Origin of the sequence: Streptomyces sp. NPDC050448 (assembly GCF_040655295.1) — a bacterium.
GTDB lineage: Bacteria > Actinomycetota > Actinomycetes > Streptomycetales > Streptomycetaceae > Streptomyces.
The window spans coordinates 1-12,250 of the sequence record NZ_JBFAJR010000080.1; the positions used below are offsets into that span (position 1 = coordinate 1).

The following is a 12,250-nucleotide window of genomic DNA, read 5'->3' on the forward strand; positions in this document are numbered from 1 at the left end:
GCCTCAAACGCTACGTCATCCGCGAGGTCTACCACCTGCTCCGACCCGCCCCGCAGACACCCCATACGGCCAGTTGACAACTATAGGAGCGTCAACGCCCTGATGGAGAGCACGATCGGCCTGTTCAAGACCGAGCTGATCAAACCCCGACGGCCATGGAAGACGCTGCCCGACGTCGAACTCGCCACCGCCGAGTACGTCGACTGGTACAACCACCGACGACTCCACGGTGAGATAGGCCACGTCCCACCCGTCGAATACGAGAACAACCACTACCTCGCAGCCACGAAACCCCAGGTCACAACCAACATCTGAGATCTCTACCGAACCCGGAACGGTTCAGCTTGACGGTCGGCCTGTTCGGAGGCCCGGATGCTCACGCGGGAGGAAGACGTGGACGCACATGCCCTGCGTCGTCAGGGCTGGACGATCTCGGCGATCGCCCGGCACCTGGGGCGTGACCGCAAGACCATCCGCGCATACCTGAACGGCGAACAGGAGGCCGGGCAGCGGCGCCTGGCCGCGGACGAGTTCGTGCCGTACTTGGAGTACTGCCGCCAGCGGCTGGCTGACGATCCGCACCTGTGGGCGACCGCCCTGTTCGACGAGATGGTGGAGCTGGGGTATCGGGGCGGCTATTCGACGTTCACGCGTGCCCTTCGCCGGTATGACGTGCGGCCGCACTGCGATCCCTGCCACTCAACGCAGGGTCGTGACGTGGCGATCATCGGGCACCCTCCGGGCGAGGAGATCCAGTTCGACTGGCTTGAGCTGCCGGATCCTCCCGGGGAATGGGCGGTGGGTGGGACTGAATCTGTGCAGGAAGCGGCGCTGCCAGTCGTCTGGCCTGCGGAGTTCCTAGCTTCGGGTCGGGCTGCGCAGTCTGGTTGAGTGTTGTGCAGTTGCGACGCCGAGGGTTGTTGTCGTTGTGGCTGGTCAGGGGTGGGTCTGCTTCTGGTGGTGACATTCTGATGCGGTGTGTTCGGTGTCATCGGTATGCGTTGTCGCTGGACAGCGGGGTGCGGTGTCTGTCGGGTGTGTCTGGCGTCTGCTTGCCAGATCCCCGCCATCGCGCCTGCTCACTCTGGGGTCACATGTCCGGGCGTTCTTCGAGGGGCCCGCAGGGGTTGTGAGTCGATGACTGCGGCCGTCGGCTCGCCGCCCTCCGTCCCTCGATGGGTACGCCTTCGCCTGATTGTGGCGTGATCTTCCGGGCCGGAAACCTGCTGTCGTGGGCCTCGGTCAAGCCGTAGGAATGGCTGGAGTTGCCGACTGGCATATTTTCCGATCCAAGGAGACCACTGTGGACCGTCTGCGTACCACCACCATGGCCCTCGCCGGTGCCGCGGCGATGTTCGCGCTCACCGCTGCTCCCGCCCAGGCCGCCCCGGGAGACGTGACCACGACCTGCGCGAGCACCGCCACCCCCGTCGGCTACGTCGACGTCAACTGGGGCAACAGCCCGAGCTGCGGCACCCAGAACTTCGCCCCGAACATCAAGCAGATCAAGCAGCTCACCGGCCTGCCAGTGGGCACCGTCGTCCAGGCCTGCGGCTCCACCTACTACCCCGTCGGCTGGGTCCAGACCGCCTCGTACTACAGCAGCGCCTGCGTCGCCTTCCCGAACTCCGGTTTCAACAACAACGCCTGGACGCTCAAGCGTGTCTCCTGACCGTCGATGACGCACCGTGCCCGCCCGCGCGCTTGTCCGGCCGAGCGCGGCCGGGCCCGTTGAGCGGTCCTGGTTGGGGACCGGTGGCTGGCCGGGCGCGGTTGTGGGGCAGAGGGGTGAGGGGTCCGGCGCGGTACTCGCCCACCGGTGGGCGAGTACCGCCTCGGCTGGCCCGGTGCGGGTCCGGTCAACGGTGTAACTCCCGATCAAGGAAGTAGCACCTGATGAGCGACGTGACTGTCTCGGTCGAGGCGGTTGAAGAGGTCCGGCCCGAGCTGGCGGCGGACCTGCTGGACGACCAGTTGATCGGGCAGCTGGTCGACCGGGCCCGAGCGTGCGGCCTGCAGCTGACCGGCGAGGGCGGCCTGCTTTTAGCAGCTGACCAAGCGGGTCCTGGAGTCCGCCCTGGAGGGCGAGATCACCGACCACCTCGGCTACGAGAAGCACGACCCGGCCGGCGCTGGCAGTGGGAACTCCCGCAACGGTGTCCGGCCCAAGACCGTGCTGACCGACATCGGGCCGGTCGAGATCGGGCCGGTCGAGATCGAGGTGCCGCGCGACCGCGAGGGCAGCTTCGAGCCGCAGATCGTGAAGAAGCGCCAGCGGCGCCTGACCGGGGTGGACGAGATGGTGCTGTCCCTGTCCGCGCGGGGGCTGACGCACGGTGACATCTCCGCCCACCTGGCCGAGGTCTATGGCGCGAGCGTGTCCAAGCAAACCATCTCGACGATCATCGACAAGGTCATGGACGGGATGACAGAGTGGCAGAACCGGCCGCCCCTCGCGCGCCATCAGCTGCGGAGGACTGGATGGTTGTCGACCAGGTCGAGCACGAGGGGTAGAGCTCGCGCAGGGTGACGCGTGCCCCATTCCGCGAACTCGATGAAGGCGGCCGATCGGGTGATCCGCGCACTGGTCGCGGCGACACGGGCGAGTGGCTGGATGTCATGTCCTGTATGAGGTGATTTGCCGTCACGGATTGTCTGGGCAGCACAGCCCTGTTGGATCACATGGCGGCCAATCACCTGCAAGGAGATGCGTTGCGAAGATTCGGCCAACTTCCGTCCCTGCTTGCCGCCGTGCTGGTGGCCACCGGCTTCGCCTTGGTCCCGGCGGCGCAGGCCGCGACAGTCGCGCCAGCCACCAATAGCGCCGCCGTGCGGCCCTCCGACGACTCAGGTCCCGCAGTACATCACGATACCTCGCCGCCTCTGCGCACCCTGCATGCGGCCCCGGTGAGCAAGCCCGGCCCACGCCCCGTCAGGGAGGTGCCAAACCCGTCGGCCGCCAAGGTGACGGACCCGGTCGTGCAGAAGAGCCACCGGGCCCGCGCGGCGGCGGTTCCCACCATCGTCAACTTCGATGGCATCGGCGCGGAGAGCAACGAGGAGCCATTGGTTCCGCCAGACCCGAACGCCTCGGTCGGCGCCACGCAGGTCGTCGAAACCGTCAACCTCGCCTTCGCGGTGTACTCCAAGACCGGCAGCACCATCCTGCCGCCGACCCCCACCAATGCGCTGTGGGACGCGTTCGGTGGGCCCTGCGAGAACACCAGCGCCGGTGACGCCGTCGTGCGCTGGGACAACCTAGCCCAGCGCTGGGTCATCACCCAGCTCGCCGGCACCCTGGAGGGACCCTTCGTCCAGTGTGTGGCCGTCTCCACGAGCCCGGACGCGACCGGCACCTACAGCCGGTACTCCTTCGTCTACGCCGACCTCAACGACTACCCGAAGCTCTCGGTGTGGCCTGACGCCTATTACCTCACCTTCGACAGGTTCAACCCGTCCAACGGCAACTTCCTGGGCGCCGAGGTCTGTGCCTTGGACCGCGCGCAGATGCTGGACGGGTCGCTTGCCACTCAGCAGTGCTTCTACACCGACCCTGGCCATGGCAGTCTCCTGGGTGCCGACCTGGACGGCTCCACCCCGCCTCCCGCGGGTGCGCCGAACCTGCTGATGGGGCTCAACGGGACCTCGAACAACTCGCTGGCCTACTGGAAGTTCCACGTCGACTGGGCCAACCCCGGCAATTCCACCTTCACCGGCCCTGGCACTCTCCCCGTCGCCCCCTTCACCATCGCCTGCCCCAACGCGGGCCCCGACACTGCGTGCATCCCACAAGGCGGCACCAGCCAGCAACTGGAGTCACTCTCCGATCGCTTGATGTACCGCCTCGCCTACCGCAACTTCGGAACCCATGAGTCCCTGGTGGTCAACCACTCGGTGGACGTCGGCGGTTCGGCCGCGGTGCGCTGGTACGAGCTGCGTCTGTCCGGTGGCAACCCGGTCGTCCACCAGCAGGGAACATATGCCCCTGATGCCACCTTCCGGTGGATGGGCTCCATTGCCCAGGACAGGGTGGGCAACATTGCGGTCGGGTACTCGCAGTCGTCTGCCGCGAGCTACCCGTCGATCCGGGTAGCCGGACGTCGGGCCAGCGATCCGCTGGGCACCCTGACGACGGGTGAGACCACCCTGGTGAACGGCGGAGGCTCGCAGTTCGACGACTTCCCCGAGGCGGCGTTCCGCTGGGGTGACTACACCTCCATGGCCGTCGACCCGTCGGACGACTGCACACTGTGGTACACGAACCAGTACCAGCCGGCCAACGGCCTCGGCAACTGGCACACCCGGATCGCCTCCTTCGTCCTGCCGGGCTGCCTGACCCACCAGACGAAGCTGGGGGCCACCCCGGCATACGTCAAGAAATACCCGCATCCGCGACTGGTGCCGCCGTATCCCACCGCCACGTTGACCGACGTCGACACCGGCCGGCCGCTCTCGGGGCAGCGCCTCACTTTCACCGCGGGCTCGAAGGTGCTGTGCATCGTCACCACCGACCGCAGGGGGCGTGCGACCTGCAAGCCGAAGGACGGCGTGCAGTCGATCATCAACAGTCACGGATACATCGTCACCTACAGAGGGGACCAGACCCACCAGTCGGCAACGGCCAGGGGCCGGCTCGTCATCGTCGGCAAGCAGCACGATGGAAAGCAACGGCATGGCGAGTGATCCAGCGTTCCGCTAGACCGATCCGAGCGTGATCGGGCCTCGCCACACGCGTGTTCTCCAGCAGCGGCACCGCTGCTGGAGAACACGCGCCGCAGCCGCGCAGGGTGTAGTTGAGTTCGTCCCCGGCGAGGTGCCAGCCGAGGGCGCAGGAGTATGCCTGGATGTCGTTGCCGTGGACGCGGCGGGAGTCGCCGAACCGGGCGTGCAGGACGCGTTCGATCGTGAAGTTCCCGGAGCAGCGACCCCGCACCGCATCCGGTGCGCGAGGCCGACCAGCGGGCGCACCATCGCCAGCAACCCCGACTGCACCACGGCCCCAGACCGCAGACTGCAATCCCACCGGGCGCACTGCGTCCAACCTCGACGGCGCGGCTCCGTACTGGAACAGCTACACCTACACCGCCTCCGGGCAGCGGGCCACGGAGAAGAGCAACACCGGAACTCCGACAACCCGTACGTACTGCTACGACCCGGCCCGCCCGCATGCTCTGGCGGCCACCACCACCGGCGCCACCTGCCTCGGCCTCACTCCCCAGTACGCATACGACGCCACCGGCAATACCACCAAGCGTGCCGAAACCCCGGGCAGCACCACCTCCCAGACTCTGAACTGGGGTGCGGAGGGCAAGCTCACCAAGACTACGGAGGGCGCCACTGCCACCGACTACGTCTACGACGCGGACGGTGAACTCCTGATCCGCCGGGACCCGGCTGGCGAGACGGTGCTCTACAGCGGACCCAACGAGGTCCACGTCAAGGGCGCCAAGAAGTGGGCCACCCGCTCCTACAGCATCGCCAGCGTCAAAATCGCAGTCCTGACCAACGAATCCGGCACTACCAAGCTGTCCTACGTCGCCGGCGACGGACACGGAACCTCCTCACTGAGCCTTTTCCAACCTGACCGCGATGCAGGGCTGTTGGCGGTCAAGGGCTTTACGCAACGACGAAGCTCCTGGTAGACGGGTTCTCGACCAAGATCACCCGTGTCCGCCAGGAGCTTCGTGTGCTTGTCTACCCGTCCTCGATCGTGGTGAGGTGGCTGCCGCTGGGGGATCGAGCGGCTTGGGCGCGGAGTATGGCGAGCGGCCGCCGGTGTGGCGGTCGGGCATGGGTGAGGAGGTGCTCAGCGGCCTTTATCGGGAGGTGTTCGCCGCGGTGGTGGCGGCTTCGGGGCCGGTGAGCGGGGTGCAGTTGACGCGCGTGGTGGGCCGGGATGCGGAGATCAAGAACGAGGTGGAGAAGATCCGTCACCGTGCCTACGCGCTGGAGAAGCGGGGCTGGCTGGTGCGGGAGAGCAACGGCCGGTTCATGCCCGCGCCCGGGGCCGTCGGTCGGGACGCTTCTCCGGCCAGCGCGGGGCATCGCCGGCCATCTGGCGCGACAGCCTGATCGTGGCGGCCCGCCACACCATCTGCTGGTGGTGATCGGGGCGGCGTTCGTGGTCGCGGTTGAGGCGGCGTGAGCGGGAGAGCCAGCTCAGCGTGCGCTCCACCACCCACCTGCGGGCCAGTACGACAAATCCGCATTGTCCGTCGGATCGGCGCACGACCTCGATCCGGACTCCGTGGCGTGCGAACGCCTTCGCCAGCGCCGGACCCTGGTAGGCGCTGTCGACCCACACCAGTTTCAGCAGCCGGCCCGGCTGGTCCATGAATGTCTCCAGCAGCGTGGGGGCGGCCTTGGAGTCGTGGACGTCCGCTGTGGTCACGGTGACCTCCAGGAGCAGGCCCTCGGTGTCGGTGAGGATGTGGCGCTTGCGCCCGTCGCGTGATTTACCGCCGTCGTATCCGCGACTGTCCTCACCGACGGTCTCGGAGGCGTCCACCGACTGACTGTCGAGGATCCCCGCAGTGGGCTCGGCGTTGCGGCCTTTACGTTCCCTCGCCGTGCGGCGCAGACGTTCGTACAGCTCACGCACGTAGTCGTAGGACCGCCATCGGCGGAAGAAGTCGTAGACCGCCCGCCAGTACGGGAAGTCGACCGGCATGGCCATCCACTTCACGCCGTTGTCGACGAGGTAGCGCACCGCGTCGAGTATCTCGCGGTGGCAGTGCGCTTCCGGACGCCCGCCTCGCTTGAGGAGCCAGGCCGGCACCGGCATCGCGGAGCGGACCTCAGCCCACTCCGCATCTGTCATGTCACTCGGATAACAGCCTGCCCGCAGCCCCGGAGCGATCGAACCGAACCGGTGCACGTAGCAGTCACACCCAGGAGTGACCGTGGTGGACGCAGCCACAGAGAGACTGCTCAACTGATCAGGCAACGGGCTTCCTTGGTCGTGCTGGGTGTCGTAACCGCGTCACTACCAAGGGGCCCGTTCTTTCATGCCCGATGGTGTCCCGCCATGTGGTGTAGCCGATCAAGGGTGAGGTGTGCGCGGGCTTGCTCGCCGGGCGCACACCCATGGAGGGCTCGCGCTCTCTGCGCATGAGGTGGGCCACCGTGCAACTCTCTGTAGTGAACGGCCAGTTCAATGACGGAGGTGCGAGGTGGCCCTGTCCCAGTCTGACCTATTACGCCTGCTGGAGTCACTACGCTCGGCAGACGGACTCGAACTCGTCCGCGGCATCGCCGAGCGGATGCTGCAGGAGCTGATCGAGGCCGAGGCCGCTGCCCGCATCGGTGCCGGCTGGAACGAGCACACCGAGGCCCGTACCGCCCTGCGCAACGGGCACCGCGAGAAACGCTCACCATCCAGGCCGGCGACCTGGAGCTGGCCATCCCCAAACTGCGCGCCGGAAGCTTCTTCCCCAGCCTGCTGGAGCGCCGACGACGGATCGACCAGGCCCTGTACGCGGTCATCGTGGAGGCCTACGTCCATGGCGTGTCCACCCGGTCGGTGGACGACCTGGTCAAGGCCCTGGGCGCGGACACCGGGATCTCCAAGAGCGAGGTCTCCCGGATCTGCGCGGACCTGGACGAGCCGCTGACCTTCCGCACCCGGCCGCTGGACCACAGCCGCTTCCCCTACATGTACCTGGACGCCACCTACTGCAAGGCACGCGTGAACCACCAGATCGTCTCCCGCGCCGTGGTCGTCGCCACCGGGATCACCGAGGACGGCGGCCGCGAGGTCCTGGGCGTCATGGTCGGCGACAGCGAGACCGAGGCGTTCTGGGCCGAGTTCCTGCGCTCCCTGCGTGAACGCGGACTGACCGGGGTCCGCCTGGTCCTGTCCGACAGTCATTCCGGCCTGGTCAAGGCGATCCGCAAGGTCATGCTCGGCGCCGCGTGGCAGAGATGCCGTGTTCATTTCCTGCGAAATGTCTTCGCAGTGATTCCGAAGGAAGCGGCCGAGATGGTCGCCGCAACCATCCGCACGGTCTTCGCCCAGCCCACCCAGGACGCGGTCCGCGCCCAGCTCGACACCGTCGCCGAGATGCTCGGCAAGCAGTTCCCCAAGGTCAAACAGATGCTCCTGGACGCCAAGGACGACCTGACCGCCTTCGCGGCCTTCCCCGAGCGGCACTGGAAGAAGATCCAGTCCACCAACCCGCTCGAACGGATCAACCGCGAGATCAAACGCCGCACCGACGTCGTCCAGGTCTTCCCCAACGACGACGCCCTCCTGCGACTGGTCACAGCCGTGCTATTCGAACTGCACGACGAATGGATCGCCTTCCCCGCCGCTACCTCCCCGAGGGAAGCATGGACGAGATATACCCCACCGAGCTCCCCGAAGGCGCCCCCGCACCACCCAACGCCACCAACGCGCCCACCGAGTGATCGGCTACACCACGAAGGGGGACATGACCCAGACGAGCACGTCACTGACTCGCCCGATCAACGAATCCGCACTGAGCCTGCGCCAGCACCTCGGGGCCACGCCGGAGGAGCAGGCCGACAGCATCGCCCAAGCGCTCTCCGCCGAGGAACTTGTAGCACTCGTCGAGGAGCTGTGCACCAGGATCTGACGGCGATAGGACAAGCCGGGCCGCCCAAGCGGTCCGGCTTCCCGCTTTTTCGGATCGGCCGCGTCCCCCTCCTCGGCGCCGTGTGGCTGTGCTGGGCCTGCCCGGTACCGCGCTGCTCGCCGACTGGACCGCAGCCGGTTCTCCTCCGCCTTCGAGATGCCTCCGGAAGCTTCGAGGGCGCGGTCGATCAGGGCTGAAGCCGACGCGCACTTCGCGATGACGGGAAGGTGCGCAGCGGCGCCGGCAGGTCGGCCAGGATCTCCCACAATGGCAACGTGCCGCTGGCCCACGCGTTGAGGGTGGCCCGGTCTACCAGGTGCAGCCGCTGGCTTCGCGCGAACTTCACTGCGGGCGCGGTGATCCTGCCGTTGGTGACGAGAACGACGTCGCCGCCGTGGACGGGGCGGCCCGTTCCGTTGAGGACGTGAAGGTCCGGAGTGCCGACTGCGGCCCCGGCCGCGCCGTCGCGGCGATGCTTGCACTGGATGACCCAGCGGCGGCCTGCCGGGTCGGTCCCCTTGACGTCGGCGCCGTTGTCGCCGGCGCCGCCCACCCGGACGGCGTCGTGGGCCCCGTCGCGGCGCATCAGGTCCCGTACGGCTTCCTCGAACTGACTGTGATGAAGGCCGTCCAGGAAGCGGATGTCCCAGCCGTCCGGTCGCCGGCGCCGGGCGGTCCACGCGGAGACGCCACGCCGCGCGGCCTTCACGAGCAGCAGCATCAGCGCTCCGGTGGCCAGGACCACGACGGCGACGGCGGCGATGTCGGAGCCGTGGAGCTGAAGCCACTGCCGGGCCTGCGGAACAAGGACGGACGCGAGCGCGGCGGCCACCAGGAGGCCGGCGGTATCGATGCCGGGCCCTCCTCTGCGACGGCGCACGGGTCGACGTCCTCGTCCTGGCTGTCGTCGAGCAGGGGTGCGGGTCGGGTTTCGACGTCCGGACATGGACGCGCCTTCCTGAAGCAGGTCGTGGCGCTCACCGGCCCGCGGGCAGCTGGCGGGTGGGCGGCCGCGTCCCACCGGATGGTGGGAATCTCCACCCACCCTCCTCAGGGCGGCTTGCCCGAAGGCTTGCCCAGTCCCCGAAGGGGCGAGAGAGGAGGCTTGCCCACCGGAGGAGTCCGTGGTGCACTGTGACTGAGCGCTTCAGTTGGCCCGATCGGCCAACTGAAGCGCTCAGTCTGTACAATCTTGGTTACGCGTGTCTCAGGCCACGAAGGCCGGTACTGCAGGCGCTGACCAGTACTCGCCCACCCACGCTTCCAGGGACGTCAGCCCGGGGTGCTGTGCACGCAGCGTCGCCAGGTCGGCCTTGAAGCCGACCGTGTTGAACCAGTCGAACATGGCGGCCAGCTCCTCGCTGTGGGCGCGTACCTGCTCGATCGGCTGGGAGGTGAAGCGCACCGGACGGGCGGCGGTGCGAGCGAAGGCTTCGGCCAACTGCGGGCCGGTCAGCTCGTCTGCGGCGATCTCGACGGTGCGCCCCAGGTAGTCGGCCGGGGTGTCGAATGCGTCAGCGGCGATGCCTCCGATGTCGCCCGGGGTGATCATCTGGAGCTTCGTGTCCGGGGCCAGCGCCATCGTCAGCGTGAGCTCGCCGTCCACCCACTGGGGGCCCAGGTGCTCGAAGTTGGTGATGAAGAAGGTTGGCCGCAGGATCGTCGCGGGCAGACCGAGCGCCGTGATGTGCCGCTCGACTTCGCCCTTACTGGCGAAGTGCTGCACCTGACCGGGGCGGTCGGCGCCATCGACCGAGCTGTAGACGAAGTGCGCGACACCCGCGCGGGCGGCCGCCTCCGCGACGGCCTCACCCTGCCGGATCTCGCCGGCGAAGCCGTCCGGTCCAGCAAAGGTCTGCACACTGAACACGCCGTACGCGCCGCGCAGGGCCGCATCCAGCGATGCCACATCGTCCAGGTCACCGCGGACCAGGACGGCGTCGGCCTCCTTCAGCGCCAGTGCCTCGGGCTTGTTCGGGTCACGGACCAGTGCGTGCACCGTCCAGCCGCGAGACAGCAGTGCGCGCGCGGTGGCGCCACCCTGCCTCCCAGTCGCACCAGTCACCACAATGACGCGGTTGTCAGACATCTAAGGCTCCTCGATAGCGCACGTCCTGGGGGCCTTAAGTGGCATCCCTCGGTGCCCAGAACCCTGCCCCCTCAACCAAGATTGAGGTCCAGCCCCTGTGATCTACATCATGGCCGCCAGGCTGCTCGTTGCCCCGCTCCACGGGCCAACCATCACGCTCAGCGGGCCAACTTGGGCGCTAAAGAGCCAACTGAAACGCTCAGTGCGTTGTGGCAAACCGGATTTCGTTCGAGGTGTGCGGCAGCGGGTGATCATCTGGACGGAGGTTCGGGTGCGGCCGTGGGCATGAAAGAACGGGCCCCTTGGTAGTGACGCGGTTACGACACCCAGCACGACCAAGGAAGCCCGTTGCCTGATCAGTTGAGCAGTCTCTCTGTGGCTGCGTCCACCACGGTCACTGAACCGTTCCGGGTTCGGTAGGGACTCGATCATTTGAGAGGATCGAGTCATGGCACGTCCTTCCCAGTACCCGCTTGAGCTGCGCCGTCGTGCGGTGCGGATGGTCGCCGAGGTGCGGCCGGAGTACGACACCGAGTGGGCCGCGATGAAAGCGGTCGCCCAGAAACTGGGCATCGGCACGACCGAGACGCTGCGGAAGTGGGTCCGGCAGGACCAGGTCGACGCCGGCGTCCGTCCTGGCGTGACCACCGAGGAATCAGCCGAACTGAAGCGGCTGAAGAAGGAGAACGCCGAGCTGAAGCGGGCGAACGAGATCCTGAAGGCCGCGGCGTCTTTCTTCGCGGCCGAGCTCGACCGGCCACACACACGCTCGTAGCCTTCATCGACGAGTACAAGGGCCGCTTCGGCGGTGTCGAGCCGATCTGCCGTGTGCTCACCGCACACGACTGCAAGATCGCCCCCTCCACCTACTATGCCCACCACAATCGCCGGCCGTCGGCCAGGACCGTGCGGGACAGCGAGTTGAAGGAGCTGATCCAGCAGGTCTTCGAGACCAACTACCGCGTCTATGGGGCGAGGAAGATCTGGCGGGAGCTGAACCGACAAGGCCAGGCCGTGGCCCGCTGCACCGTCGAACGCCTGATGCGAGAGCTCGGCATCGCCGGAGCGGTCCGCGGCAGACGCGTGATCACCACGCTCCCCGGCGGCCAGGCCGACCGGGCCCCGGACCTCTTGGACCGGGACTTCGTCGCCGACGCCCCGAACCGCTGCTGGGTCGCGGACTTCACCCACGTGAAGACCTGGTCCGGCGTCGTCTACGTGGCGTTCGTCGTGGACACCTTCTCCCGCCGGATCGTCGGCTGGTCCGCGGCCACTGTGAAGGAGACGGTCTTCGTGCTGGACGCCCTGGAGATGGCGATCTGGCAACGCGATCGCGACCAACACCCGATCCAGCCGGGAGAGTTGATCCATCACTCGGACGCCGGGTCGCAATACACGAGTTTCCGGCTCGCCGAGCACCTGGACGCTGCTGGCATCGCCGCCTCTATCGGCTCGGTCGGCGACGCCTACGACTGTCAGTCTCTTCGCACCGGATCCCGCAAGGATCGGGTAGCCCCGGCCGAGGCGGTCTGACTCTTGCTTACGACTGACCCCACGGGTGTCC

The 12,250-nt window shown here is 67.4% G+C and carries 10 protein-coding genes and 3 pseudogenes; 10 read left to right on the top strand and 3 right to left on the bottom strand.

From position 1 onward, the window contains the following. Window positions 1–93: 93 nt before the first annotated feature. The 6 genes and pseudogenes from AB0I68_RS38180 to AB0I68_RS38205 all read left to right on the top strand — a co-directional run. Window positions 94–315 (top strand): annotated as a pseudogene (locus AB0I68_RS38180) (IS3 family transposase); the annotation flags it as partial. 78 nt (window positions 316–393) lie between these two features. Beyond that, window positions 394–891, top strand: coding sequence for a transcriptional regulator (locus AB0I68_RS38185; RefSeq protein WP_363182048.1), 498 nt, complete (start codon window positions 394–396; stop codon window positions 889–891). A 412-nt stretch (window positions 892–1,303) separates the two neighbouring features. Then, window positions 1,304–1,672 (top strand): hypothetical protein, encoded by a 369-nt coding sequence (locus AB0I68_RS38190; protein WP_134068552.1) that lies wholly within the window; start codon window positions 1,304–1,306, stop codon window positions 1,670–1,672. A 224-nt stretch (window positions 1,673–1,896) separates the two neighbouring features. Beyond that, window positions 1,897–2,449: pseudogene (locus AB0I68_RS38195) on the top strand (transposase); the annotation flags it as partial. Window positions 2,450–2,682: 233 nt separating this feature from the next. Next, window positions 2,683–4,683: a hypothetical protein gene (locus AB0I68_RS38200; protein WP_363182049.1), complete on the top strand. Its 2,001-nt coding sequence runs from the start codon at window positions 2,683–2,685 to the stop codon at window positions 4,681–4,683. Window positions 4,684–4,904: 221 nt separating this feature from the next. Then, window positions 4,905–5,642, top strand: a complete 738-nt coding sequence (locus AB0I68_RS38205) for a hypothetical protein (protein ID WP_363182050.1) — start codon at window positions 4,905–4,907, stop codon at window positions 5,640–5,642. Between the two features lie 347 nt (window positions 5,643–5,989). Here the strand turns inward: AB0I68_RS38205 and AB0I68_RS38210 are convergent, their stop codons facing one another. Beyond that, window positions 5,990–6,820, bottom strand: coding sequence for an IS5 family transposase (locus tag AB0I68_RS38210; RefSeq protein WP_363182051.1), 831 nt, complete (start codon window positions 6,818–6,820; stop codon window positions 5,990–5,992). A gap of 352 nt (window positions 6,821–7,172) precedes the next feature. On the opposite strand from AB0I68_RS38210, the pseudogene AB0I68_RS38215 reads away from it, so the two are divergent. Continuing rightward, window positions 7,173–8,409: pseudogene (locus tag AB0I68_RS38215) on the top strand (IS256 family transposase). A 23-nt stretch (window positions 8,410–8,432) separates the two neighbouring features. Then, the gene (locus AB0I68_RS38220) at window positions 8,433–8,597 is read left to right on the top strand and encodes a hypothetical protein (RefSeq protein ID WP_363182053.1); all 165 of its coding nucleotides are present in this window, start codon (window positions 8,433–8,435) and stop codon (window positions 8,595–8,597) included. 187 nt (window positions 8,598–8,784) lie between these two features. Here AB0I68_RS38220 and AB0I68_RS38225 read toward each other — a convergent pair whose 3' ends face one another. Both AB0I68_RS38225 and AB0I68_RS38230 read right to left on the bottom strand, forming a co-directional pair. Continuing rightward, window positions 8,785–9,477, bottom strand: a complete 693-nt coding sequence (locus AB0I68_RS38225; protein WP_363182054.1) for a restriction endonuclease — start codon at window positions 9,475–9,477, stop codon at window positions 8,785–8,787. Between the two features lie 327 nt (window positions 9,478–9,804). Further along, window positions 9,805–10,686 (bottom strand): NmrA/HSCARG family protein, encoded by an 882-nt coding sequence (locus tag AB0I68_RS38230; protein ID WP_363182055.1) that lies wholly within the window; start codon window positions 10,684–10,686, stop codon window positions 9,805–9,807. 448 nt (window positions 10,687–11,134) lie between these two features. Between AB0I68_RS38230 and AB0I68_RS38235 the strand changes: the two genes are divergently transcribed. Both AB0I68_RS38235 and AB0I68_RS38240 read left to right on the top strand, forming a co-directional pair. Continuing rightward, complete coding sequence (locus AB0I68_RS38235) at window positions 11,135–11,461, top strand: transposase (RefSeq protein WP_161180487.1); 327 nt, start codon at window positions 11,135–11,137, stop codon at window positions 11,459–11,461. 5 nt (window positions 11,462–11,466) lie between these two features. Then, window positions 11,467–12,219, top strand: a complete 753-nt coding sequence (locus AB0I68_RS38240; protein ID WP_363182057.1) for an IS3 family transposase — start codon at window positions 11,467–11,469, stop codon at window positions 12,217–12,219. Window positions 12,220–12,250: the final 31 nt, after the last annotated feature.